The following is a 23,871-nucleotide window of genomic DNA, read 5'->3' as shown; positions in this document are numbered from 1 at the left end:
GTGCGTGTCCGGACGTAAAGCGTCGCAGCACGCGCGAAGCGCGGTGAGGAAAGCAGTCCGGACACGCACCTCCGGAGGCCCCGGCCCCCGGCCGACGACGACGCGACCGCAACCCGCACCCCCGCCGGACGGCGCACCCCCGCCGCACGGCACTACCCGCCCAGCTCCCCATGCCGCGCCGACAGCCCCGCCGCCCCCCTCCCCGTCAACCCCCCGAACACCCGCAGCCGCGAAATCCCCCCATCCGGGAAAATGTCCAACCGCACATCCGTCGCCACCACCGCCGCGTCCAGCACGAACCGGTGGTTCGTATCCGGCTGCAGCCTCGTCCGGGCCAGAATCTCCGTCCACGCCCCCGTCTCCCCGTCCCGTACCGACACCGTCGCCCACCCCGCCGCGTTGCCCTTCAGATACGCCGTGTCGATCTCGACCGCGCGGATCTCGGCCTGCGCCACCAGCCGGTAGCGGATCCAGTCGTTGCCCTTGTCCCGGCGGCGCCGGGTCTCCCAGCCGTCGTCCATCTTGTGGGAGCGGCCCGGCTGGATGGTGTTCGTGGCGGGCGAGTAGAAGCGGTCGGAGGCGTCCTCCACCCGGCCGCCGTTCTCCAGCGCGACGAGGTCGAACGTACCGAGGACGCCGAGCCACGCCGGGTCGGGCGCGACCTCGCCGTACACGCGGAGACGGGCGATCCCGCCGTCGGGGTGCTGGTTCACCCGCAGATGGGTGAAGCGCTGTTCCACATCGACCGCGAAGCCGTTCGCGGCGTGGCCGCCGATGGCCGTACGGGGCACCAGGACCGTCCACTTCACGCCGTCGTCGAGCAGTTCCTCCGGAGACGGGGAGCCCGGCAGCGAGGTGCCCTCCACCGAGACCGCCCGCGGGTAGTTGCCGCGGAAGTGGGCGGTGTCGACGACGATCCCCCGGATCACCCCGGGCGCGCCGAGCCTGACCAGTGCCCAGTCGTGGTCCTCGTCGGTGGGGTGCGGCCGGTCGGCGCCGGAGCCGCGGCGGCGGCGGGTCTCCCAGCCATCCATGATCTTGCCCTTGTGGCCGAAGCGCTCCGGGTCGAACTCCGCCGCTCCGGGCTTGAGCAGGTTCTCGCGGTCGGCGAAGAACTCGTCGTTGGCGGCGATGACCCCGGCCCCGAGCCGGCGGTCGGCGAGATCGGCGAGGTGGGCGAAGGCGAAATCGGTGGTGCGGTAGTCGGCGTACGGGTCACCGCCGGCGTACGGGCGGGCGTCACCTGTGAACAGGGCTTCGGGCACGGTCAGTTGTTCCTTTCGAGCAGTCGGCCGGTGGGCTCCGTGAGCGCGCCGTCGTGGATGATCCGGGTACCGCGCAGCCAGGTCGATCCGACGACGCCGTACAGCGTCCTGCCCGCGTACGCCGTCACCTGATTGCGGTGGTGGAGGCGGGCCGGGTCGACGGTGAAGGTCTCGTCGGGCGCGAGGACCGCGAAGTCGGCGTCGCGGCCCGCTTCGATGGCGCCCTTGCGGCTCAGCCCGGCGAGCGCGGCAGGGGCCGAGGACATCCAGCGGGCGACATCCTCCAGCGGCCGGCCGCGTCGGCGGGCCTCGGTCCAGATCGCGGGCAGGCCCAGTTGGAGCGAGGAGATTCCGCCCCAGGCGGTGGCGAAGTCGGGGGTCTTGAGATCGGTGGTGCAGGGCGAGTGGTCGGAGACGACGCAGTCGATGGTGCCGTCGATGAGGCCCTGCCAGAGCGCGTCCTGGTTCGCGGCCTCACGGATCGGCGGGCAGCACTTGAACTCCGTCGCTCCGTCCGGGACTTCCTCGGCGGTGAGGGTCAGGAAGTGCGGACACGACTCGACGGTGATCCGCACGCCGTCCCGCTTGGCCTCGGCGATCAGCGGCAGCGCGTCGGACGACGACAGATGCAGTACGTGGACCCGGGCGTCGAGCCGCCGGGCCTGCGCGATCAGGCTCGTGATCGCGGTGTTCTCGGCGTCGCGCGGCCGGGACGCCAGGAAATCGGCGTAGGCGGGGCCGCTCGGCAGGGGCGCGGCCGCCAGTTCGCGCGGGTCCTCGGCGTGCACGATCAGCAGTGCGCCGAAGCCGGCGATCTCGGCGAGCGAGCGTCCCAGCTGTTCCTGGTCCAGCTCGGGGAATTCGTCGACCCCGGAGGGCGACAGGAAGCTCTTGAAGCCGAAGACCCCGGCGTCGTGCAGCGGGCGCAGATCCTGGATGTTGTCCGGGACGGCGCCGCCCCAGAAGCCGACGTCGACATGGGCCTTGCCGCGGGCCACCTCGCGTTTGGTGCGCAGATGGGCGGCTGTGGTGGTGGGCGGCAGGGAGTTCAGCGGCATGTCGAGGAGTGTGGTGATCCCGCCGGCCGCCGCCGCGCTGGTGGCGGTCCAGAAGCCTTCCCACTCGGCGCGTCCGGGGTCGTTCACATGGACGTGGGTGTCGACGAGGCCGGGGAGTACGGCGTCGTCCCCGACGTCCTCCAGCCGGGCGCCGGGCGGCACCTGCGCGTCGTACGGCAGGACGGCCGTGATCGTTCCGTCGGCGACCGCGATCGAGGCCGCCCGCGTCCCCTCCGGGGTGATGACGCGCGTCGAGCGCAGTACCAGGCTCACATCGGACACCGGTGCCCCTCACTGAGCGAGATTCAACGAACTGTTGAAGGAGTCTTCACTCCTGATCCTGGCCAGTCAAGACCGGACCGCGCCTGATTGTTTCCACAGAGTGAAACCTTGATTTCGCCAGACAGAATGAATGAATCGCATACAATTGACCGCGGGCACCGGACAGAAACGTCCTGACCGGCAGATACGCTCCACGATTGATCAGGTACCCGGTCGCACGGCCCGGTAGGCTGCTTGCCTGCCCCGCCCGCCCCGAAAGGACCGTTGACGTGCCGTCGTCCAGCGCCAGCACCACCGACGCCACCAAATCCGCCCCCGCCAGCGGCGGCGTCCAGTCCCTTGAGCGCGCCTTCGATCTGCTCGAACGAATGGCGGACGCGGGCGGCGAGGTCGGGCTCAGCGAGCTCTCGGCGAGCAGCGGGCTGCCGTTGCCGACCATCCACCGGCTGATGCGCACGCTGGTGGCCTGCGGCTATGTACGCCAGCAGACCAATCGCCGGTACGCGCTCGGCCCCCGGCTGATCCGGCTCGGCGAGTCGGCGTCGCGGCTGCTCGGCACCTGGGCGAGACCTTATCTGGCCCGGCTGGTCGAGGAGACCGGCGAGACGGCGAACATGGCGCTGCTCGACGGCGACGAGGTCGTGTATGTCGCGCAGGTCCCCTCGAAGCACTCGATGCGGATGTTCACCGAGGTCGGCCGACGGGTGCTGCCGCACTCCACGGGCGTGGGCAAGGCGCTGCTCGCGCACACCTCGTCGGAGGAGGTCCGCGCCCTGCTGTCCCGTACGGGGATGCCGGCCGCCACCGAGAAGACGATCACGACACCCGACGGCTTCCTGGACGCCCTGGAACTGGTACGCCGGGCGGGGTACGCGGTCGACGACAACGAGCAGGAGATCGGCGTCCGCTGCCTGGCCGTTCCGGTCCCCAACTCCCCCACCGCCGCGGCCATCTCCATCTCGGGTCCGGCGGGCCGGGTGACGGAGGAGGCCACGGAACGGATCGTCCCGGTGCTCCAGGAGGTCGCGCGCGATCTCTCCGAGGCGCTGGCGAACACGGCACAGGCGCAGTCGCACGCCTGAGCCTCCGGATGGGCCCGTCAGGGGCGGCGGGGCGCGTCCCCGAAGAGGTCGACCGCGGCCCGTACGCCCATCAGCGCCTGGCCCAGCGCGCTGACCGAACCGATCGAGCCCACGATCAGCAGCAGCGAACGGCGGATACGGGATGCCTCGGGGGCGCCGCTCGCCACCATCGCGGCAAGGGCGGCCAGCTCGTCCTCCGCGATGGCACGGTCCCTGAACTCGGCCTGATACGCGGCCAGTTCACGCCTGAGCCGGGACACTGCGGCACGCAACTCGGCGACCCTCGGGTCCTCGCCCTTCTCTGCCACCGGCGCCTGCCCCACGCTCCGCAACAAAGCCGCCCCCTTGCCCCTCGCCCGCACACACCGTTGTGCCGGGCACGTTCCCGTACCGGTCGATGCCAGAAGGCCGACTCCTCGGACGGTGGTCAAGCGCCAAGGTTCGCGGGCAAGTTAACGCCATTACGCGTGGTTACCACAACCGCCCTCTCCTGACCTGTGCTCATGCGTGTCGAACCGGCTGTGAGGCCGCGACCACGGGGTGGTGCGAACACACTGAACCGCCGGCTCAGTGACTCAGAGCCTCCGCCACCCGAGTACCGGCGTCCGCGGCGAAGCGGCGCAGGACGCTCACATAGCTGTTCAGGAACTCCTCGGCCCACTCCGCGCGGTACTCCCCTTCGTCCGTCCGCAGCTCGATCAGCGCACGGTCACCACTGTCACGGATGTGCATCCGCATCCCGCCCCGGGGCACCTCGTCGCGAGCGATGCGTGTGGTCGTCACGGTCAGTCCGTCGGCCGTGAGCTTCCAGGAGGAACCGCCCGAGGCGACATCGAAGTTCACATACCTCGGCCCGTGGCCCGTCGCGGAGAAGTAGCGGATCCCGTAGTTGTCCGGGTCGAGTTCCCTGACCATCAGGGCGTGTGGCAACTCCTGGTGCCGGAGGGCCCCGAATACCGTGCGGCTCTCGCTCTGGGCCACGTCCGCGAGCGAGTCCTCGCCCGAGAACCGGGTGCGCAGCACGCAGGGCGTGGCGAAGTAGCCGACGGCGCGCCGCAGGTCACGGTGGGTCCGGTTGGACAGCGAGCCCATGATCGCGACATCGGATGCCCCCTCGTCGTTCTCGCCGAGTGCGAGCCGCCGGTGCCGCACAGTGATCTTGAGGGCAGCAGCGCACACCGCGGTCAGCGTCACGCGTTGCCGGCGGACGGCGTGCATCAGCTCCGCGTGCTGGGGTGGGTCCATGGTGAACCGGTGTATCCGTAGTCTGCGTTCCGCGCCGTCCTGGACTCCGGGGTCGCGGAGCCTCGACAGGGGAACAGCGGATACCCCGTCCAGCTTCCGGCGCCAGTAGCTCAGCAGCCTTTCGCGTTCCCGGCCGTCCAGGAAGCGGCGCTGGGAGTACGCGAAATCGAGGAACTGGAAGGGCAGCCCGGGCAGCCCGGGGCCGCGGTCGGCGCTGCCTCTCGCCTCGTAGAGGGCGAACAGGTCCTCGGCGAGGATCTGGCACGACTCCCCGTCCGCGATGACATGGTCCAGGACGAAGCCCACGAGGTGGTGAGCGGGCGCGACACGGATACAGCGCACCCGCAGCAGCGGGCCGGTGGCCAGGTCGAAGGGGACGGCCGCGGTTTCGGCGACAAGCTTCTTCGCGGCCTCCAGAGGCGCTTCCGCCTCGACGCCCTCCACGGACAGGACCGCGAAGTCCACTTCGTCCGCCGGACGCAGGGCGATGTCGTTGGCACCCTCGGGGAAGACGATCCGCACGCTCTCGTGGCGCAGTTGCAGATCGGCCAGGGACGCTTCCAGCCGACCGGTGTCGAGTTCCCCCTCGACGGAGCAGGCGAAGACCAGCACATTGCTCTGCTGGCTCACCTTGCGGCCGTGGACCAGGCGTTCTTCCTGCGTGAACGACGCGCTCTGGGCCTGCGCGCGGTCGGCTTCGTACAGCTTCATTCGGAACACAGCGAGACCTCACTGCCGGAAAGGGCTGCCGCGAGGTCCCTCGGACCTTCGGCGGCACTGAGCAGTGCGCGGTGCATCTTCTCCAGCAGGCGGGGGGAGAACGCGTCGGAGCGCCAGTCCTCGTAGCGCACCCCAAAGCCCAGGTCGCACCACAACTGGGCGTTGTGGCCCTCGTGTTCGCCCGATGGCTCCAGCAGTACGAGGGGGGTGGCCGACCACAGCGAGTCCAGCAGGGTGCCGCCGCCGGGCTTGCTCACCATGGCGCGTACCGCACGTGCCAGATCGAATGACGAGTGATGCGTACGGCCCCGTGTGTAGCTGACGTCGGCCGGTGACCGGCCCGGCAGCAGATGACCGAGCGGTGGGTATCCGTCGTCCAGCCACGGGTGCCACGCGGGGTTCAGTACGAAGTGGCGGGTCCGTCCGGGCGCGGGGCCGGTCTCCTCGACGGCGTGAACGACGAGGTCGATGTCATGCCCCGCGTCGACGAGGTCGGCGGCCCGGTCACGGTAGGTCCCCATGCCCCACCCGCCTCCGTGCACCAGAAGGCGCGGTTCACGCCGGTCCCACTGAATCGGTGGCTCCCGGGTGACCGGGATCGTCCAGGGCAGCGCGGTGCCCGCCCGTGAGGCGAGCCAGATCTCCTCGGTACCCGGGAGCGCGGGCCCGGCTTTACGGAAGGACGGCGAGGCGACCGAGTCCACATGACAGACGATCACGCGCGGCGCCCGGCCCGTGCGTTCCATGAAGCGCCGGACCAGGCTCAGCCAGAAACCGGAGAACACGACTACGGTGTGCACTCCGCACTCCTCCCAGTGCCGTACCAACTCGTCCTGTACGTCGGCGGAGATGGCGGCCACCGGATCGGAGGCGATGCGCTGCCCCACCCGCGCGACGCGGAAATCCCGGTGGAACACGTCACGTGAGGCGGACACCGCCGCGAGCCGGTCGGGGGGCAGTAGCCGCTCCAGCACCTCGACCCTGACAGGGACGTCCCGCTCCCGCAGCCGTGACGCGAGCAGCAGGCCCGGTACGTGCACCCCCAGGGCGACGCCCGACGTGAGGACCGCGATCACCGGTCACCGCCGCGCGATCCCGATTCCACGTCCTCCAGGGCCGAGAGGAGTTGGGGGCCCACATGTCTCCACGTCCACGCCCGGTCGGCGGCCGCCGACTGCCGGGGCTCCACCTCCACCAGCATGATCAGGTACAGGTAGGTCCGGTAGAGCGCGAGGCGAAGACGCAGCGAGTCGTCGAACACGGCCGTTCCGCCCGCGCTCGCGTAGCCGGTCAGGAAGTCCTTGTCGTTCTCGATGTTCTCGAAGAGCGCCAGTGAGACGAAGTCGGCCGCCGAGTCGCCCCAGAACATCCGTTCGCCGTCGACCACGCCGCTGAGCCGATGGGCGCCGGGCGGGCCGGCCAGCAGCAGATTGCCCTGCCACAGGTCGAAGTGGACCAGCGCGGGCCGCGTGACCTCGTCCAGTACACCGGACGCGCCGGCGAGCACATCCCGGATCTCGGCGGTGGGGCGGGGCAGTCGGGCCGCGTACCGCTCCGCGTCGTCGAGGACGGCGTCGGTCATCGCGGTGAACGCCTCCCGCCAGGTGGAGGTCAAGGGCCCCAGCGGCTGCCCGGGATAGCCGAATCCCGGTCCGGTAACCGCGTGCAGGCCTGCCACCACCCGCCCCAACTCCTCCCGTAGCCGGGGCCGTTCGCCCTCCTCCAGGGAGTCGGCGACCTCGTGCCAGGGAGTCCCCGGGCATGCCGTCATTATCAGGAAGGGGCCGGCGCCGGCGGCCGCGTCGGTCTCGCTGAACACGACCCGGGGCACGATTCCGGCAGGCGGGGCCGTCGCCGCGGACCGGTAGAAGGTGATCTCGCCGCTCAGCAGGGCGCGTTCATAGGCCAGACCGGCCGCGGTACGGGGCGGGATCTTGAGCACCCAGTCGCGGTCCCGGTCGAGAGCGATACGGACGACCGTGTTGTACGTGCCGCCGGTAAGCGGCGTGTACCTGGCCGTCTCCCTCCCCTGTACGTCGGCCTCCCTCAGGACGGCATCGGCTACCGCGGCCGTCTCTTCGTACGACATGCTCAACTTCGCTCCTGTGCGACGGGATCGGATGTACGTTGTCGTGCTGCCGCGTGGATCTGAGCCATGAGTGCGATGCGCGGTTCAGCGGCGCCGAGTTCGGCGCCCCAGTGTTCGCCCTCCCCTCGCAGCAGTGCGCGGACGCGTGCGAACTGCTGCTCGTAGTAGGACACCGCGGGGGTTCTGGTGATCTTCTTGCTGCCGTCGGGGGCGATGAGCGTGATGTTCAGGGGAACGGCTCCGGCGATGGGGAGCAGGACACCTCGCACCCGGACGGTGCCTTCGCTGAACTCGTACACGTGCTCGGCGACGCGGGTCGTGTCGAAGGAGCACTCCAGGCCGGCGCGCCGGCCGGTGGGCAGGAGGAGGGATGCGGAGAAGCGCCGGTCCACTCCCCCGGCGCCGTCGAAGTCGGAGTGTCCCGTCCCCCGTGCGCCCGTGATGCCCACCGTGTCCTGGAGGGCCTGGAGCCAGTAGCCGGCGGTGTCGTAGAAGCATCCGCCACCGAGGTCGGGCCGCCAGCGGTAGCCCTGCCCCGGCTCCACGGCGAAGGCGAAACGACTGCGTACGCCGACGAGTTCACCGAAGGTCCCGGCCCGCAGCCAGTGGCGTATCCGGCGGTGCCACGGGTGGCCGAGCGTGGGCAACGCCTCCAGTACGTGGCCGCCCCCGTGCCGCCGCGCCGCGGTGATCGCCGAGTGCTCCTGCCTGGTCAGACACAACGGCTTCTCGACAACGACATGCTTGCCCTCCCGCGCCGCGCGTTCCGCCCATCGTGCGTGCGCCGCGGTGTGCAGCGAGATGTAGACCAGGTCGACCGCGGGATCGGTGATCAGGTCCTCGTAGCCGGTGTGGACACGGGGGATCGCGTGACGGCGGGCGTAGTCCTCGGCCCGGTCGGGGTCGGATGCGGCGACGGCCCGTACCGTGACATCGTCGTGGTTCCGGCTGGGGCGGATCATGGTGCGCTCGGCTATCCCGGTCGCCCCGATCAGTCCGATGCCCAGGCTCATTCCGCAACGCCTCCTCGCTTCACATGGACCCCCGCCCGCGCGGCACAGGCCCGGGTGCGTGCCTGGAACAGCGGGAACTGCTCCGGGGCGCAGAAGGCGGCGCAGAACAGGCGTCCCGGCGTGGTACGGAGCGACCCGCCGACGAGTGGCAGCACCCCTGGCCCGGCTCCTTCCCGGTAGAGCAGTCCGTCCTCGGAGAGTGCGCGCAGCAGCTCGTCGACGCCCGTTCCCGGTTCCACGGAGACATCGCTCTGCCACAGATGGGCGCTCAGCCCGTGACACGCCGCCCGCTGGTCCAGATGAAGGCTGAGCAGACCCAGCGAGCTTCGGGCGTTGACCTCCAGGAGCGGAACCCATCCGTCGCTCTCCGTCAGCATCGAGTCGACGCCGACGGGGCCGAAGTAGCCCTCCGCCGCCAGGGCCTTGGCGACTTCGTCAAGGACCGCGGTGTATTCCCCGCGCTCCGCGGTCCGCGTCACACCGGGCGTGGGCGGGCCCGAGGCGTGGTGCCGGTAGCCGTCGTTCGTCATGTTCCGCAGGCCGAGGTAGTCCCAGGAGCCGTCGCGTTCGAGCCTGAGGTGGCCGGAGAAATCCGCGCGCCGGGCATAACGTGGCTGCACCACGAACTCGACCCGCAGTCCGCGCTCCGCCTGGCGCCTGACGTGTCTGACCAGCCGGGCACACGCCCGGGGCGTGGCGACCTCCACAGCACCCTGGCCGGAGACCCCGTACGTGTCCTTGACCAGGGCGGCGCCGTCTCCCACGGCCAGTGTGCGCGTGACCGCGGCCTCCAGCTCCGCCGCGGAGCGCACGGTGTGCCCCGCCCCGGGGAGCCCGAGGCGATGCGCCAGCGCCGTCGACCACGCCTTGCCGTTGATCCGGGCCACCGTCTGCGCGGACGGCACCGGGGAAGGCTTCCCCATACCGGCCAGCAGCCGCTGCGTGGCGGGCAGCACCGCGAAGGGGAGGGCCCGCTCATGTCGGGTCATGGCCCGCACCAGCTCCTGGTCCCGCACCATCAGCTCCTCGACGGCGGGCTCGTCCACGGACGCCGCCGCGTCGCCGTCCGCCACGAACGGGGACAGGCGGCGGTGCTCGAAGTCGAACCCCGCCGCCGCGAGCGCTTCCCGGTGCCGCGGGGTGAGCCCGCCCCGTGTGACGAGCAGGTCACCCGGCGAGGTGAAACCGAAAAGCATCTCATCCATACTACCGACGACACGGTCCGGCCCCCGCGATGCCAGCCGGGGCAGCTCCGCCAGGTCACGAGGGCGCCAGTGGCTTTCCGCCCCGAACGTACCGAAGTGGACGGCAGTGGTCACTTCCGCAATTCCTGAGGCCGATTTCCCTGAGCGTCGTGCAGGAGTGGCTGAACGATCTCACTGCTGAATTGCCTGACCGAGCACAGATGCTGAAGGCTGAGGTTCTCGTACTCCAACTCGACATCGAACTCCTCCTCGACGCGCAGTAAGAATTCGATGGCCTGTAGCGAGTCGAGCCCCAGTTCTTCCACCATGTCCGCGTCCGTCGATATCTCGTGTTCCTCAAGCTTTCCTTTGAAGATATCGGCGAGAACCTTCTTGACACGTATCTCGACGTCGCTCTCCGGAACCATGACTCATACTCCGTTCAGATAGAGAAGGATGCACTTCGAGCAGACCGGCATCATCCCGGTCTCGGCGAGGATCGAACGGACCCGCCGGAATTTTTCGCTCTGCCAGAGATCGGTCACAGGGGTGTCATAGAGATTCCCCACCACGAACTCAGGAAAGAACTTGCAGGAGCTGACATTCCCATCGGCATGGACCTCCATGCGATTGGTGACGGCCAGGCAGCGCTTGCGCCGCTGGGCCGGCTGCGAGGTGCCCCGGATGAAGGAGGCGACCTCGTCCTCCTCCAGCTGCGGCTGGTAGCGGACCCGTGCTCCCCACACCCTCCCCGCGAGCCTGTCCATCGAATCCCGTAACACCGGAATCAGCTCTTCCGGCAGTCGGTAGGTGTATGAGTGCCAGGTCGGCTGCGCCGTTCCGGTGTCGGGTTCCAGCCAGGCGAAGTGTTCGCGGTAGACCTCGTCCATGGAGTGCGCCACCTCCGGGCTGATGTACCAGGGGAACTGGAAGTAGACGGTGTTGACACCTATTTCCTCGGCCCACTCCATGAACTCGTACATGCGGTGCACGGTGGCTTCGGACACCATGCAGGAGACGGACACCTCGCCCTGGAACTCTCCTTTCCGCTTCAGGTCGAGCATCGCCCGGATATTGCGCACGGTGCGCTCAAAGGTTCCTTTGCCCCGGAGCAGTTCGTGGTCCGCTCCCAGCCCGTCCAGGCTGACGAGGAGGTTCAGATGGCGGCCGATCCTCAGCAGGTCGTCCATCTTGCGCTCGAACAGGAGGCCGTTGGTGCACATGTTGACTGTCCTGGGATACCGCTCGATGAGCCGGGAGACCTCATCGAAGCCTCGGTGCATCAACGGTTCACCGCCCCAGAGGAACAGTTTTCCCCTGACCTTCGCCGTTGCCGAGAGAACGTCCTCGATCACGCTCATGTCGAGTTCCGTCCGCTGCTTGGCAACATCCCAGTCGCGGAAGAATCCCTGGTCGTTCCACTGGTAGCAGTGGGTGCAGCGCAGGTTGCAGCGGTAGGTGAGCTGGAGGCTGATCTCGCGCGGTACCTCCGAGGCGTACGTGTTGTCGGTGCGGAGCCGGGCCCGCGACTTGGACCGGATCGACACAGTGTGCTTGATGTCTGCGAACTCTTTGTCGGTGAGCTTGCGACTCGTCTGCGGATACACGGAACCCCTAAGGTCGACGGGAATCAACGGCTGGTTCGGTGACGTGCGCGGTCCGTTCGGCTTCCACGGGTCGGCGCAGGCGGACAACAGCGGGCACGAGCAGGAGGGCCACACACCCCACCAGGAGAAACCCGGCGGAGCTCAGGAGCACGGCCGAGGCGCCGATCCCCGCCGCGACGGGACCCGCCAGGGCCCGCCCCGCGGGCACCAGACCGATCGAGCCGATGACGTCGTAGGCATGGATGCGGCTGAGCGCCTGCGGCGGGGAGTGCGATTGGACGGTGGTCGCCCACATCACGGCCCAGAAGGCGTTGGCCGCACCGCCCATGACGAAGAGCAGGGCGAGCAGGAGCAGAGGGGCCCGGCAGGCGATTCCCACCGGCAGTGGCACGAAAGCCATCAGGCTCAGCACACCGACCGCCAGAGGCCTTGCCGGCTTGAACCACAGGGCGAGCATTCCGCCGGCCACGGCCCCGAGGCTGAAAGCGGAGATCAGCAAACCATAGGTCGTCGCCCCGAATCTCTCAATGAGCAGAACTGCTTTCAGCACATCAAAGGGGCCGAAGACGAGGAGTCCCAACAGTGTGAAGGTTCCCACGGTCGACCACAGCCAGGGGCGTGCCGAGAACTCATGCCAGCCGACCGCGAGTTCGCGTCCGATCCTGGGCCGGCCGACCGGCTTCCGGACCGCCCCGAGGCGGATGCGCCACAACAGCAGGGCGCTGGCCGCGAACGAGAGCGCGTCGAGCGCGATGACGGCCGAAGCGGAGGTGACCATGATGACAAGACCGGCCCCCGCGGGCGCCGCCAGGGATACGACGGACTCCGCTGTCCGCACCGCGGCATTGGCCGCCTGGGTATCACCATCGACAATCTGATTCAGTAAATTCCCCGCCCCGGGCTGGAAGAAGGCCTGGGCCGCTCCGGTGCACAGGGAGATCACAAGGATCTGCCACAGCGCCGGCGTGCCGGTGAGGAACAACAGCGCGAGGACCGCCTGCAGCACGAATCGCGATACATCCGCGATCACCATCGGGGGGCGGGGCTGGAAGTGATCGAGCAGAACTCCCCCGACGAGCATCAGCGCCACGACGGGGACCATCGAGGCACCCAGGACAAAGCCCACGGCCGACACCCCGAAGCCCTGATCGATCATGACCGCGGTGAGTCCGATGGGGAAGATGGCGTCACCGGCTCGGGACAGCGATCGCGCGAGGATGAACCGTCTCAGATTCGGACCGCCGTGCAGCACCTTCTCCATCCGTCGACTCCCCCGACCGCACTGACCGAGCCGACCGATCGAGGCCCCTCCGCCCTCGACACGTCGACAAGACTGGCTCTACGTGGAGATTTGCCGTGCACTGGCATATGCGCGTTGAAAAGTGAAGCGCACCTCCGACTGAGTGTCAATGGCACCCAACTTCCTTCAAAAACAGCCGTGTTGGCATCCACACCCGAGCCGTCGGTGACCGAATCGGCTCTACGTGCCGGGGGAGCTGTCCGTCCGCGTCTTCACAGCACCTGCCATAAAGAAGTCCAGGACACCTCCGGAAAGGGAACTCGACCGCTCGGCCGCGGTGGGCGTCGAATTTCTTCGCATGGGGAGCGGATCGGCCGGGATTCGCCCCGGCCGATCGATCGTCTCAGCTCCCGGAAGGTACGGTCACACCGTCCGCCCCGGTCGGGCGGGCCGACGATTTCGCTGCCCAGTCGTCCGCCAGCGCACGCAGCCGGCTCATCAGCTCGGCCGCCTCCGCCTGATCCGCCCCGACGCACACCGCGCCGAACTTTCCGTAGTCGGGAAGGGCGCTGAGCATATGCAGGACGACGCCCCGGCCCTGAGCGGGATTCCAGTGCAGGGGCGAGTCACGGACGAGGTCGATCAGCCCGGCGGGCATGAGGCCCCGGTATGCCGGGCTGGTGATGCTGTCGGACGCGAGATATGTACGTCGCGTACCGTCGGGGCCGTACAGCACACCGTCGTCGTCGGGCAGCGCGTCGAGCAGGCCCGTCACCGCGCCGAAGGCATGCATGGTGCCGGTGGCACGCAGGTTCAGCTCGATGCCGTACACCTGCCACTCCTCGCCGTGGCGCACGGTGACGAAGTCGACCCCGTAGTCCCCCTGGGCGACCCCGCGCCGGATCAGCGCCGCGCCGACGCGCCTGCCGTACTCGATGAGCGTGCTCCGGTACGCGTCGGCTGCCGGGAAGGCGCTGCCGGTGTAGGTCTGGCCGTTGGGGCCCAGGACCTGCTCATGCGTGGAGACCGTCACCACGGCTCCGTCGCGGATCCGGCCCTGGTAGCTGGGGCTGCGCAGTTCGTCCCCGGCAAGCAACTCCTCGGCCAGCACTCCCGCTTCGGGGATGGCCGCCCGGAAACCCTCCCAGCCGAGGGAGCCGTCCAGCACCTGGCTGCCGGCCAGACGGTCACGGACCAGGCCGGCAAGCCGCTCCGCTCCACCCGCCGCCGTATCCGCCAGATCCGCCAGATCCGTCAGATCGACGATCGCGTTGCCGAGGCCGGCGCCGTAGGCCGTACTGCTGAGCTTGAGTACAAGACGGCCGCTGCCGCCCGCGAGCAGGGCGCGGACGCCGTCCACCAGCCCGTCGAGGTCGAAGCACTCCGCCGTGCCCGGGGCCACGGCGATGCCCGCCTCCTGGAAGAGGGCGCGCCCCGCCGCCTTGGTGCCGAGCGGGATACAGCGTGCCGGGGCCTGGTCGGCCGGTACGCCCAGTTCCTCGGCCAGTGACTCCAGATTCTCCGACGGCTCGAAGTAGGAGAGGCGGATGTCGTCGCCCGCCGCCCGCGCGGCAGCCACCGCTTCGGTCAGCCGCTTCCGCGCCACCAGCGCTTCCGGGCGCTCCGTGTCGAGAAGCTTCTCGCTGAGCCAGCGGGGAGAGGAGTCGTCCAGCGACAGGACCTCGACCCGGTCCCGGGGCTTTCCGTCTGCCGGGTCACCGGCAGACGCGGACACTGCCAGATCACTGAAGTACGCGATCTGTGCCTCGGCGTCCCGCATTCTCGGTGCGGTCACACAGAGTACCGAATCACCCGGCCGGCGCAGCGCGTTGATAATCGCCGCGCCCACCGGGCGTTCCGGAAAGAGGGTCGAACCGGGCAGGTTCTCCAACAACAGGGTGCTGCACTCGCGGCTCTGGACGCTGACGGTCAGCGTCCCTTTCCGCTGAGCGGCAGATAAGGACGAAGGCATGGCGCTGACACCTTTTCTCACACCTGGGGCGAAACCCCTATGAGGCGAAACGGCCCGCCAATATGGTGGGCGGTATCGGCAGTGTAGCGCAGGCGCCAGAAGGGAAGTTCACCCCGTGACGAGCTGCCGTACGATCGCGACCGCCGGATCCGTCTGACCGCTGGATTCCCGCTCCGCGTCCCCGTCGTCCTTGCCGTAAAGTTCATACATTTCGGTGTAGCAGGCGCAGAACAGCCGGTAGACGTTGGTGATGTGATCGACGATACGCCGCTTGTCATCGTCCGATTTCACGAACGTCATCAGGACGTTCCAGACGAAGTCGCTGTGGTCGTCCTCCAGGTCGTGATCGATGTGCGCCTGCTGCCCCCGTGTCATGCCGTCGCCGAGAACGGATTCCACGTTCTGTACCCAGTCCGGCTGGGTCAGCAGTGAAATGTTCTCGATGAAGTACGAGCTGGCCAGCGAGGCGAGCGGGCGGCCTTCGTGCTCCAGGCCGTAGTAGAAGTAGCCCTGGAGGAGTTTGGTGCTGAACAGGGGTTCGCTCGCATAGATTTCCTCGCGGCTCACTCCCACCTTTTCCAGGTCCTTGGCGAACATGCCGTCGTGCAGCATTTCGTCCTCGGTGTACGCGGACCATTTCTTCGCGAGCCTGGGGTCGTGCTTGCAGAAGTAGTGGATCGTCAGGGCGTCGATCCAGCGCTTCATACGCAGACGCAGAATGATCTCGATGACATGCCGACGGTAGTACCCGAGGTTGATCTGCTTGTCCTGGAGCAGATGGTCCGCTCCCGGTACCTCCTTGTAGAACCGCCGCACGAAGGAGTGGAGGAGTTTGTCCACTTCCGCCTTGAACTCCGGTTCGACCGTACCGGGTTCATGCCGGTCGTCGTGCTCCGTCACTGAGGTTTCCGTCATCGCTGTTCGTCCTTCCTGGATCCTGGATACCGGGCGGGGAATCGAACTGCTCAATGGTGCGGTCAGGCGGGAACGCAGTTGTGCTTGCTCTTCTCGGAAATGCGCGTACGGTCCGGCAGATAACGGTCCAGCATCTCCAGGGTGCGGGCGACGCGCGCGACCCGTTCACGTGTGGTGGACTCACCGACCGAGTCATAGGGATGGCTCTGCGCGCTGGCCCCGATCTTCAGCATCAGGGGCGCCGCCACTTGCAGGATCTCGGCGGCCTCGTAGAACCGGAGAAACCCGCCTTTGGTGCGGTAGACGTCGATGGGAACGTCCAGCGGAAGGTCGGGGCAGAGCCGCCGCGTTTCCTGGAGCACCGGCAGGGCGAGGTCATGCGCGGTGGTGATGCTGTCCGCGCCGTTCTCCTCGAATATCTTGGCCAGGAACGGGTTGGTGGCCATGCAGTGGCTGGACGTCTTGAGTATCAGATCGGACGGCAGTGCCCCCTCGGCCCGCATCTCGGACAGCACCCGGGTGACACCCAGGTCGTAGACGATGATGCCGCGGCATCCCAGCTCGGTGAGGCGGACGGCCTCTTCCACGCAGGCCCGGAACGCGTCGAAGTTGTTGATCTGCCGGCCCATCTCCAGCCCGAACTGGGTCCGGTAGAACGTGCTCTTGATGTCGTACTCCGGGCGCGGGCCGAGGCTGATCAGAATGCCCTCCCTGCGGTCGCGGCATAACGCGAACATGTCTTTCAGCTCGGCGTCCGACAGCAGAATGGAGCCGTGTGTCTCGTTGTAGCGGGTCACCGAGATGGCCGCCTCGTCCAGGAAGGCCGCCACCCTTTCGAGTTCCCGGTAACTGTTGATAACGGGGATCTCCACCCCGTACTGCCCTCCCCCGTCGTACTGCTGGGTGGAGGTCACCGGCTCCAGCTGGTCCCCCGTCGGATAGCCCTTCCGCTGGAGCCAGTCATGGCCGGCACCAGCGGAGATCTTGAACTCTGTCATTCTTGGGACTCCTCGTCCGTTGTGTTTTCCGCAGCGTTCCTCAGATTCCGAGGCGGGCGCGTATCGCTGCCTTCGCCTCGGGGCGAGAGGAATCAATGAAACACAGAAGCCGGTCGTGTGCGGTGAGTTCCCGCTGGAAGTACGTGTTCACCCAGTGATCCCGGCTCGCCGGGAAATCCGGCCAGAAATCGGGGGGAACCTCGCCTCCGCCACCGGTGACAACCCCGCTCCCGGGATCGAAATCCCTGCCGCTTCCCAGAGCCTCGGCCACCGCTCTCGCGGTCGCCTCGGCAGCGGGACCCGAAGGTGTCCCGTCGATCCGGGGATAGAACAGCGCCTTGCTCTCCGGGTCGGCGAACGCGCGCATCAGCACATAGGTTCGCGCATTGTAGGTCTTCATCGCCACCAGATCGGGAAAATCACCCAGATCCTTGACGACGCCACCGAAGAGCTCGGCGATCAACTGCCTGGTGAGGACGGTTCCATGATGTCTCTCGGAAACCAGCAGCGTTTCGATGTAAAGGAACTCCCCGTGGTCATAATCCCGGAGCGACGCCGTCGCCAGACCCACACAGTCGCCGTCCTCATCGGCGATCGCGTGGCGGTGCCCAGCTCCACCGAGCAGAGCGTCCTTGACGGCGAAGTAGTCGGCTATCCGATGGCGCGGCATATGCCGGGCGAGTCCTTCGACCACCCACGCCGACCACTGCTGCCGCATTCCATCGGGAACCGAAGTGCTGTAGTGCGTCTTCCAGGTTGTGCGTCGCTCTCCCGAGGGAAATGTTGATCGACTCACATTCGCTCCACAGTCCGAGTGTGATTCGCCTGGCCGCAACCCACAAGAGGACTCCTCGCGGAAGGTCCCCGGCTCGCATCAGAAAGAAAGCCGTCCCAGCATCGTCGGCCTTTCCGTTCCTCACAACAGCGACTCTCGGCCAATCCCCGGATCTTGAGATCGGCCGCGGCGGCGATGTCGGTCCGTGACGGAATGGGGTAAGCAGTTCCCATGCCGGATACACCGAACGACAGGAACCCGCTCGTCCCGCCCCCGCCCGTCCCGTCCCCGCCCGTGATCGCCGGACTGCTGCTCGCCGCGGGTGGCGGGCGCAGGCTCGGGGGGCGGCCCAAGGCGTTGCTGACGCATCGGGGGCGGCCGTTGGCCGAGCATGGCGCGCGGGTGCTGCGCGAGGGGGGATGCGGGCCGGTGCATGTGGTGCTGGGTGCGGCGGCCCGGGAGGTAAGGAGCCGGGCCGAGTTGCCGGGCTGTGTGCTGGTCGACAATCCGCGGTGGGCCGACGGCATGGGGTCCTCGCTGCGCGCGGGGCTCGCCTCGCTCGCGGGTACGGACGCGGAGGCGGTGGTCGTACTGCTGGTGGACCAGCCGGGGATCGGCGCGGCGGCGGTGGCCCGGGTGGTGGGCGCGTACCGCACCCCGGATTCGCTCGTGGCGGCCTCGTACGACGGGACGCGCGGCCATCCCGTGCTGTTCGGCGCCCGCCGGTGGGCGGGGATCGCGGCGGACGCGGAGGGCGATCGCGGGGCGCGCGCCTATCTGCGGGCGCATGAGAGCGAGATCGTGCGGGTGGAGTGCGGGGATGTCGCGCGGGCGTATGACATCGACACGGAGGAAGATCTGTCGCACCTTGAGTGAGGACGGTGGCACTCGGCGCCACGGTCCCTCGACCCGGAGAATCTCGATATCAACAAACCATTGAACTTCCACCATAAGGAAACTATTATCCACAGGTCAGAAGCGCCCGACCCCCCGAACGGCGCCCGCGACCGTGCCCGCCCGCCACGGCACTCCGTGCCGTCCCGGGCCGGCCGGCGGTCCGGGCACCGCCCGTGAAGGAGTGACAGCTCATGTCCGCACCAGCGCCCTCCCCGCTGGCCGTCGTCGATGCCGAACCGCTGCCCCGGCAGGACGAGGTGCTTACCGAAGCGGCCCTCGCCTTCGTGGCGGAACTGCACCGGCGATTCACCCCGCGCCGTGACGAGCTGCTTGCCCGCCGCGCCGAGCGCCGCGCCGAGATCGCCCGTACTTCCAGCCTGGACTTCCTGCCGGAGACCGCCGCCATCCGCGAGGACGACAGCTGGCGGGTCGCGCCGTCGCCGGCCGCGCTGGACGACCGCCGGGTGGAGATCACCGGTCCGACCGACCGGAAGATGACCATCAACGCGCTCAACTCCGGCGCGCGGATCTGGCTCGCCGACTTCGAGGACGCCACCGCCCCCACCTGGGAGAATGTGATCCTCGGTCAGCTCAATCTGAGCGACGCGTACCACCGCCGTATCGACTTCACCGACCCGCGCTCCGGCAAGTCGTACGCCCTCAAGGACGCCGGTGAGCTCGCGACCGTCGTGATGCGCCCGCGCGGCTGGCACCTGGCGGAGCGTCACCTCCAGCTGGACGGCGAGCAGGTACCCGGCGCGCTGGTCGACTTCGGGCTGTACTTCTTCCACAACGCCAAGCGCCTGATCGAGCTGGGCAAGGGCCCGTACTTCTACCTCCCGAAGACGGAATCGCATCTGGAGGCCCGTCTCTGGAACGATGTCTTCGTCTTCGCGCAGGACTGTCTGGGCATCGAGCAGGGGACCGTCCGCGCGACCGTGCTGATCGAGACGATCACCGCCGCGTACGAGATGGACGAGATCCTTTACGAGCTGCGCGACCACGCCTCCGGGCTGAACGCGGGCCGCTGGGACTATCTCTTCTCGATCGTCAAGAACTTCCGTGACGGCGGCGCCAAGTTCGTCCTGCCGGACCGCAACGCGGTCACGATGACGGCGCCGTTCATGCGCGCGTACACCGAACTGCTCGTCCGCACCTGCCACAAGCGCGGCGCCCACGCGATCGGCGGCATGGCGGCCTTCATCCCGTCCCGGCACGACGCCGAGGTCAACAAGGTCGCCTTCGAGAAGGTCAAGGCCGACAAGGACCGCGAGGCACACGACGGCTTCGACGGCTCCTGGGTCGCCCACCCCGACCTGGTCCCGATCGCGATGGCCTCCTTCGACGCGGTTCTCGGCGACCGCCCGAACCAGAAGGACCGGCTGCGCGAGGACGTCTCCGTCGCCGCGGGTGATCTGATCGCCATCGACTCGCTCGACGCGCGTCCCACGTACGAGGGCCTGCGCAACGCCGTCCAGGTCGGCATCCGTTATATCGAGGCGTGGCTGCGCGGCATGGGCGCGGTCGCGATCTTCAATCTGATGGAGGACGCGGCGACCGCGGAGATCTCGCGTTCGCAGATCTGGCAGTGGATCAACGCGGGCGTCGAGTTCGAGCACGACGGCCACACCGTACGCGCGACCCCGGAGCTGGCCCGCGCGCTCGCCGCCGGCGAACTCGCGGCGATCCGGGCCGAGATCGGCGAGGAGGCCTTCACCGCCGGCCGCTGGCAGCAGGCCCACGATCTGCTGCTGACGGTCGCGCTGGACGACGACTACGCGGACTTCCTCACGCTCCCGGCGTACGAGCGGCTGCGAGGCTGAGGCTGACGCCTCGCGTCGTACGACCCGCCCCCGGTGCCCCGCACGGCGCCGGGGGTTTCCGCGCTCCTGGCCGTGCTCTCAGAGGGCCTTGGGTGCCGGTGCCGGCAGCCTCGGTACGCTCGCGATCAGGCGTCGCGAGTAGGGGTGCGAGGGCGAGCCGAGGACCGAAGCGGTGTCGCCCTGCTCCACGACCCGCCCGTTCTCCAGCACCGCCGTCCGCTCGCACAGCGCCGCCACCACCGACAGGTCGTGCGAGACCATCGCGATGGTCAGCCCCCGCGTCTCCTTCAGCTCGATGAGCAGGTCGACGATCCTGACCCGGGTGGTGACATCGAGCGCGCTGACCGGTTCGTCGGCGAGCAGTACCCGGGGCTCGCACACCGTGGCTCTGGCGATGGCGATGCGCTGGCGCTGGCCGCCGGAGAACTCGTGCGGGTAACGGCGCGCGGCGTCGGCGGGCAGGCCGACGGCCTCCAGCGCGGCGGCGACCCGGGGGTCCTCCTCCCCGCGGCCCACCGGCCGGCTCAGCCCGAGCGAGCGCAGCGGCTCCGCGACGATGCCGCTGACCCGCTGCCGGGGGTCGAGCGAGGAGTACGGGTCCTGGAACACGCTCTGCACGCCGCGCCGGAAGCGGCGCATCTGTTCGCGGTCGCGGAGCCTGAGCTCGTCCCCGTCGAACAGGATCCGCCCGCTCGTGGGCCGGGTGAGGCCGAGCAGCAGTCGCAGCACCGTGGTCTTGCCGGCGCCGGACTCGCCGACCAGCCCGAGGCTCCGGCCCGCGGTGATGTCGAGGGAGACGCCGTGCAGTACGGGGGGCGCGCCCCGGTAGGCGAACCCCGCGTCGCGCGCGGCCAGGATCGCGGAGGCGGCAGCGGCCTCGGGGCCCGGCGCCGGGACGGCCGGGATCGGAGCGGTCATCGGACGATCCGTTCCAGTGCGCTTTCGAGGTGCCTGGCGCTGTCCACCAGGTCCCGGGTGTACGGGTGCCGGGGGCGCCGCACGATGTCGTCCACGCTGCCGGACTCGACGGCCGACCCGTCCTTGAGCACCAGGACGTGATCGGTCACGGACGAGACCACCGCCAGGTCATGACTGACGAACAGCAGCGCCATGTCCCGCTCGGCGACCAGTCCGTCCAGCAGCGCGAGCACGTCGGACTGAACCGTGACATCGAGGGCGGTGGTGGGCTCGTCCGCGATCAGCAGGGCCGGTTCACAGGCCAGCGCCATGGCGAGCGCTACCCGCTGACGCTGTCCGCCGGAGATCTCGTGCGGATAGGCGCGGGTGATCCGCTCGGGGTCGGGGAGCCGTACCCGTTCGAGGGCTTCCGCCACCGCGCGGCGCAGCGCCGGTCCGCGCAGCCCGCGCCACCGGCGCAGCGGTTCGGCGATCTGGCCGCCGATCCGCATCAGCGGGTCGAGTGCGGTGAGGGGTTCCTGGAAGACGATGGTGGCGGCCCGGCCGCGCAGAGCGGTCAGCCGCTGCTCGGTCGCGCCGATGACTTCGGTGCCCGGTGCGTCCGGGGCCGTCCTCAGAACGATGCTGCCCGAGGCGTTCATACCGGGTGGCAGCAGGCCGAGCACGGCGAGCGCGGTGAGGGACTTGCCGGAGCCGGACTCGCCGACCAGACCGAGCCGGGCGCCCGCGTCGATCGAGAACGACAGATCGGAGACCAGGGTCCGGCCCTGGTCGGTGCGGATCGTCAGTCCGTTGACGTCGAGCACCCGCGGATCGCGCGCGTTCATCGGGACCTCCGCTTCATCGGGTCCTCCGCCGGGTGGGGTCGAGGGTGTCGCGCAGTCCGTCGGCGATCAGATTGACGCCCACGACCAGCATGACCAGCAGTACTCCGGGGGCGATGACCCCGGTGGGGGCGGTGAACACGGTCGCCTGCGCCTCCTGGAGCATGCGCCCCCAGGACGCGTTCGGCGGTGGGGCGCCGAGCCCGAGGAACGACAGGCTCGCCTCGGCCATGACCGCGAGGCCGAACTGCTGGGCGAGGTTCACCACCAGCGTGGGCCAGATATTGGGCAGCACATGGCCGGTGATGACGCGGGGCCAGGAGGTGCCCGAGGTGCGTGCCGCCGTGATGTAGTCCTGCGCCAGCACCCGTTTGACCAGGATGCGGGTCAGTCGGGCCACCACGGCCGTCATCGCGAGCCCGATGGCGAGGATCGCGGAGCTGAGCGAGGCGGAGCGGGCCGCCACCATCAGCATCGCCAGAAGGAGGGTGGGGAAGGCGATCAGGACGTCCAGCAGGGTGGAGAGGGTGTCGTCGAGCCATCGGGTGGCGAAGCCCGCGGCGAGACCGAAGCAGACACCGAGCACCGCCCCGATCGCGATCGCGCCGAGGCCGGCCTCCAGCGCGATGCGCGCGCCCGTCATGAGCTGGGTGAGCAGATCGCGGCCGAGCTTGTCGGTGCCGAGCAGATGCGGCAGTCCGGGCGCCGTGAGCCGGCCGCCCGTCGTGTCCTCGGGGGCGTACGGGACCCAGAACAGCGAGACCAGCGCGGTGGCGACGATCAGTCCGAGCAGGACGCAGCCGGCCACCAGGGCCGGGGAGCGACGGGTACGGGTGGCCGACTGCGCGCTCTCCACGGCGGGCACGGCCGCCGGGGTGAGGTCCGTGGCCTCGCCAGGGCCGGGGGTCGGATCGGTCCGCTCGCTCATCGTGTGCCTCCCGACAGTCGGCCGCGCAGCCGGGGATCGATCAGCCGCTGCGCGAGGTCGCTGAGGAATCCGATGACCAGCACCGCGAAGGTGCTCACGAAGAGGACCCCCTGGACCGTGGGGTAGTCGTGCTGGGCGACGGCCTGGGCGAGCAGGCTGCCCAGGCCGGGCAGCGCGAAGACCGTCTCGACCACCACCGCGCCCAGCAGGGTGGTGGCGAGTTCGATCCCGAGGACGGAGACGACCGGCACGGCGCCGTTACGCATGCCGTGCCGCCACATCGCTCGGTTGAACGACGAGCCCAGGGCCCTGGCGGTACGGAGATAGTCGCTGCCGAGGACATCCAGCGCGGCGGACCGTACGTACCGGATGAGGGAGGCGGACATCACCAGCGCGACGGTGATCACCGGCAGGGCCAGCGAGGTGAGCGCTTCCCCCGGCCGCGCCCAGCCGTCCTGCGGAAAGCCTCCGGCGGGCAGCACTCCGAGGCGCAGCGCGAAGACGGTGATGAGGATCATCCCGATCCAGAAGACCGGTACGGCGATCCCCAGTTGGGAGATCCCGCTGATCAGCGTCCCGTACCAGGTCGCCGACCGGTGGGCCGCGATAAAGCCGACGGGGACGGCGATCACCACGGCCAGCAGGAAGGAGAGCAGCGTCAGCGGGACGGTGACATCGAGCCGGGAGGTGATCTCCGGGCCGACCGGGAGCGTGCTGACGAACGAGTTTCCCAGGTCGAAGGTGGCCAGCTGGTGGAGCCATTGGACGAATTGTTCCGGTACGGGGCGGTCCGAGCCGATCTCGTGGCGGGCGACGGCGATCTGCTCCGGGCTCGCGCCGACCGAGAGCAGGGAGTTCGCCGGGTCGCCGGGGAGCAGCCGCAGCAGCAGGAAGAGCACCACGCTGGCCAGGAACAGTGAGCCGGCCAGGAAGGCCAGCCGTCGCAGCAGGTAGGAGATCATCAGGCAGGGGGACCGATCGACGGAAGCAGGGATTCCGCCGTGCGGGTCCGGTCCGGGGAGGGTGTGGAGACCGG

General features: G+C 69.0%; 22 protein-coding genes. 3 read left to right on the top strand and 19 right to left on the bottom strand.

All coding sequences use genetic code 11. The features are described from left to right. Positions 1–152: 152 nt before the first annotated feature. Together alc and allB are read right to left on the bottom strand one after the other, a co-directional pair. Positions 153–1,271, bottom strand: a complete 1,119-nt coding sequence (gene alc / locus ACFRMN_RS08555; protein ID WP_383015307.1) for an allantoicase — start codon at positions 1,269–1,271, stop codon at positions 153–155. Further along, positions 1,268–2,605 carry an allantoinase AllB gene (gene allB / locus ACFRMN_RS08550; RefSeq protein WP_383015275.1) on the bottom strand — a complete coding sequence of 446 codons (1,338 nt, stop codon included), beginning with the start codon at positions 2,603–2,605 and terminating at the stop codon, positions 1,268–1,270. The genes alc and allB overlap by 4 nt, the downstream gene beginning before the upstream one ends. Before the next feature lie 269 nt (positions 2,606–2,874). On the opposite strand from allB, the gene ACFRMN_RS08545 reads away from it, so the two are divergent. Then, the gene (locus ACFRMN_RS08545) at positions 2,875–3,687 is read left to right on the top strand and encodes an IclR family transcriptional regulator (RefSeq protein ID WP_383015272.1); all 813 of its coding nucleotides are present in this window, start codon (positions 2,875–2,877) and stop codon (positions 3,685–3,687) included. 17 nt (positions 3,688–3,704) lie between these two features. Here ACFRMN_RS08545 and ACFRMN_RS08540 read toward each other — a convergent pair whose 3' ends face one another. From ACFRMN_RS08540 to ACFRMN_RS08480, 13 genes are all read right to left on the bottom strand, one after another. Beyond that, on the bottom strand, positions 3,705–4,022 hold the full coding sequence (locus ACFRMN_RS08540) for a DUF5955 family protein (protein WP_383015269.1): 318 nt from the start codon (positions 4,020–4,022) through the stop codon (positions 3,705–3,707). Positions 4,023–4,254: 232 nt separating this feature from the next. Continuing rightward, entirely contained in the window at positions 4,255–5,643 is a 1,389-nt protein-coding gene (locus ACFRMN_RS08535) for a condensation domain-containing protein (RefSeq protein WP_383015266.1), read from the bottom strand. Further along, positions 5,640–6,728 (bottom strand): hypothetical protein, encoded by a 1,089-nt coding sequence (locus ACFRMN_RS08530; RefSeq protein WP_383015263.1) that lies wholly within the window; start codon positions 6,726–6,728, stop codon positions 5,640–5,642. The genes ACFRMN_RS08535 and ACFRMN_RS08530 overlap by 4 nt, the downstream gene beginning before the upstream one ends. After that, positions 6,725–7,741: a phosphotransferase family protein gene (locus tag ACFRMN_RS08525; RefSeq protein ID WP_383015260.1), complete on the bottom strand. Its 1,017-nt coding sequence runs from the start codon at positions 7,739–7,741 to the stop codon at positions 6,725–6,727. The genes ACFRMN_RS08530 and ACFRMN_RS08525 overlap by 4 nt, the downstream gene beginning before the upstream one ends. Positions 7,742–7,743: 2 nt before the next feature. Next, positions 7,744–8,754, bottom strand: a complete 1,011-nt coding sequence (locus ACFRMN_RS08520) for a Gfo/Idh/MocA family protein (protein ID WP_383015257.1) — start codon at positions 8,752–8,754, stop codon at positions 7,744–7,746. Further along, positions 8,751–9,959, bottom strand: a complete 1,209-nt coding sequence (locus tag ACFRMN_RS08515) for a hypothetical protein (RefSeq protein ID WP_383015254.1) — start codon at positions 9,957–9,959, stop codon at positions 8,751–8,753. Before ACFRMN_RS08515 ends, ACFRMN_RS08520 begins: the two co-directional genes overlap by 4 nt. A gap of 110 nt (positions 9,960–10,069) precedes the next feature. Next, positions 10,070–10,366 (bottom strand): acyl carrier protein, encoded by a 297-nt coding sequence (locus ACFRMN_RS08510; RefSeq protein WP_383015252.1) that lies wholly within the window; start codon positions 10,364–10,366, stop codon positions 10,070–10,072. Between the two features lie 3 nt (positions 10,367–10,369). Continuing rightward, the gene (locus ACFRMN_RS08505) at positions 10,370–11,485 is read right to left on the bottom strand and encodes a radical SAM protein (protein WP_383015249.1); all 1,116 of its coding nucleotides are present in this window, start codon (positions 11,483–11,485) and stop codon (positions 10,370–10,372) included. A 67-nt stretch (positions 11,486–11,552) separates the two neighbouring features. Further along, on the bottom strand, positions 11,553–12,806 hold the full coding sequence (locus ACFRMN_RS08500; protein ID WP_383015246.1) for an MFS transporter: 1,254 nt from the start codon (positions 12,804–12,806) through the stop codon (positions 11,553–11,555). Between the two features lie 382 nt (positions 12,807–13,188). Further along, positions 13,189–14,580, bottom strand: a complete 1,392-nt coding sequence (locus ACFRMN_RS08495) for a peptide ligase PGM1-related protein (RefSeq protein WP_383015243.1) — start codon at positions 14,578–14,580, stop codon at positions 13,189–13,191. Positions 14,581–14,865: 285 nt separating this feature from the next. Next, on the bottom strand, positions 14,866–15,672 hold the full coding sequence (locus ACFRMN_RS08490) for a hypothetical protein (RefSeq protein WP_383015240.1): 807 nt from the start codon (positions 15,670–15,672) through the stop codon (positions 14,866–14,868). A gap of 62 nt (positions 15,673–15,734) precedes the next feature. Beyond that, positions 15,735–16,670: a hypothetical protein gene (locus ACFRMN_RS08485; protein WP_383015237.1), complete on the bottom strand. Its 936-nt coding sequence runs from the start codon at positions 16,668–16,670 to the stop codon at positions 15,735–15,737. A 40-nt stretch (positions 16,671–16,710) separates the two neighbouring features. Then, on the bottom strand, positions 16,711–17,388 hold the full coding sequence (locus tag ACFRMN_RS08480; RefSeq protein WP_383015234.1) for a GNAT family N-acetyltransferase: 678 nt from the start codon (positions 17,386–17,388) through the stop codon (positions 16,711–16,713). Between the two features lie 288 nt (positions 17,389–17,676). On the opposite strand from ACFRMN_RS08480, the gene ACFRMN_RS08475 reads away from it, so the two are divergent. Next, positions 17,677–18,321: an NTP transferase domain-containing protein gene (locus ACFRMN_RS08475; RefSeq protein WP_383015231.1), complete on the top strand. Its 645-nt coding sequence runs from the start codon at positions 17,677–17,679 to the stop codon at positions 18,319–18,321. A 212-nt stretch (positions 18,322–18,533) separates the two neighbouring features. Then, on the top strand, positions 18,534–20,165 hold the full coding sequence (gene aceB, locus ACFRMN_RS08470; protein WP_383015228.1) for a malate synthase A: 1,632 nt from the start codon (positions 18,534–18,536) through the stop codon (positions 20,163–20,165). 78 nt (positions 20,166–20,243) lie between these two features. On the opposite strand, the gene ACFRMN_RS08465 is transcribed toward aceB, so the two are convergent. From ACFRMN_RS08465 to ACFRMN_RS08450, 4 genes are read right to left on the bottom strand one after another with little or no spacing between them, the layout of a single operon-like run. Further along, entirely contained in the window at positions 20,244–21,083 is an 840-nt protein-coding gene (locus ACFRMN_RS08465; RefSeq protein WP_383015225.1) for an ABC transporter ATP-binding protein, read from the bottom strand. Continuing rightward, positions 21,080–21,910, bottom strand: coding sequence for an ATP-binding cassette domain-containing protein (locus ACFRMN_RS08460; RefSeq protein ID WP_383015222.1), 831 nt, complete (start codon positions 21,908–21,910; stop codon positions 21,080–21,082). Before ACFRMN_RS08460 ends, ACFRMN_RS08465 begins: the two co-directional genes overlap by 4 nt. Positions 21,911–21,923: 13 nt before the next feature. Further along, positions 21,924–22,835, bottom strand: coding sequence for an ABC transporter permease (locus tag ACFRMN_RS08455; protein WP_383015219.1), 912 nt, complete (start codon positions 22,833–22,835; stop codon positions 21,924–21,926). Beyond that, positions 22,832–23,797: an ABC transporter permease gene (locus ACFRMN_RS08450; protein ID WP_383015216.1), complete on the bottom strand. Its 966-nt coding sequence runs from the start codon at positions 23,795–23,797 to the stop codon at positions 22,832–22,834. The genes ACFRMN_RS08455 and ACFRMN_RS08450 overlap by 4 nt, the downstream gene beginning before the upstream one ends. Positions 23,798–23,871 lie beyond the last annotated feature (74 nt).

The sequence above is a fragment of the Streptomyces sp. NPDC056835 genome (assembly GCF_042789485.1).
Lineage (GTDB): Bacteria > Actinomycetota > Actinomycetes > Streptomycetales > Streptomycetaceae > Streptomyces.
This window is presented reverse-complemented; position numbering and strand designations above follow the sequence as displayed.

Excerpts from the sequence above, each read along its gene's own strand:
- ACFRMN_RS08535 (WP_383015266.1), bottom strand. The coding sequence starts at position 5,643 with ATGAAGCTGTACGAAGCCGACCGCGCGCAGGCCCAGAGCGCGTCGTTC.
- ACFRMN_RS08525 (WP_383015260.1), bottom strand. The coding sequence starts at position 7,741 with ATGTCGTACGAAGAGACGGCCGCGGTAGCCGATGCCGTCCTGAGGGAG.
- ACFRMN_RS08520 (WP_383015257.1), bottom strand. The coding sequence starts at position 8,754 with ATGAGCCTGGGCATCGGACTGATCGGGGCGACCGGGATAGCCGAGCGC.
- ACFRMN_RS08515 (WP_383015254.1), bottom strand. The coding sequence starts at position 9,959 with ATGGATGAGATGCTTTTCGGTTTCACCTCGCCGGGTGACCTGCTCGTC.
- ACFRMN_RS08510 (WP_383015252.1), bottom strand. The coding sequence starts at position 10,366 with ATGGTTCCGGAGAGCGACGTCGAGATACGTGTCAAGAAGGTTCTCGCC.
- ACFRMN_RS08500 (WP_383015246.1), bottom strand. The coding sequence starts at position 12,806 with ATGGAGAAGGTGCTGCACGGCGGTCCGAATCTGAGACGGTTCATCCTC.
- ACFRMN_RS08490 (WP_383015240.1), bottom strand. The coding sequence starts at position 15,672 with ATGACGGAAACCTCAGTGACGGAGCACGACGACCGGCATGAACCCGGT.
- ACFRMN_RS08485 (WP_383015237.1), bottom strand. The coding sequence starts at position 16,670 with ATGACAGAGTTCAAGATCTCCGCTGGTGCCGGCCATGACTGGCTCCAG.
- ACFRMN_RS08480 (WP_383015234.1), bottom strand. The coding sequence starts at position 17,388 with ATGCGGCAGCAGTGGTCGGCGTGGGTGGTCGAAGGACTCGCCCGGCAT.
- ACFRMN_RS08475 (WP_383015231.1), top strand. The coding sequence starts at position 17,677 with ATGCCGGATACACCGAACGACAGGAACCCGCTCGTCCCGCCCCCGCCC.
- aceB (WP_383015228.1), top strand. The coding sequence starts at position 18,534 with ATGTCCGCACCAGCGCCCTCCCCGCTGGCCGTCGTCGATGCCGAACCG.
- ACFRMN_RS08465 (WP_383015225.1), bottom strand. The coding sequence starts at position 21,083 with ATGACCGCTCCGATCCCGGCCGTCCCGGCGCCGGGCCCCGAGGCCGCT.
- ACFRMN_RS08460 (WP_383015222.1), bottom strand. The coding sequence starts at position 21,910 with ATGAACGCGCGCGATCCGCGGGTGCTCGACGTCAACGGACTGACGATC.
- ACFRMN_RS08455 (WP_383015219.1), bottom strand. The coding sequence starts at position 22,835 with ATGAGCGAGCGGACCGATCCGACCCCCGGCCCTGGCGAGGCCACGGAC.
- ACFRMN_RS08450 (WP_383015216.1), bottom strand. The coding sequence starts at position 23,797 with ATGATCTCCTACCTGCTGCGACGGCTGGCCTTCCTGGCCGGCTCACTG.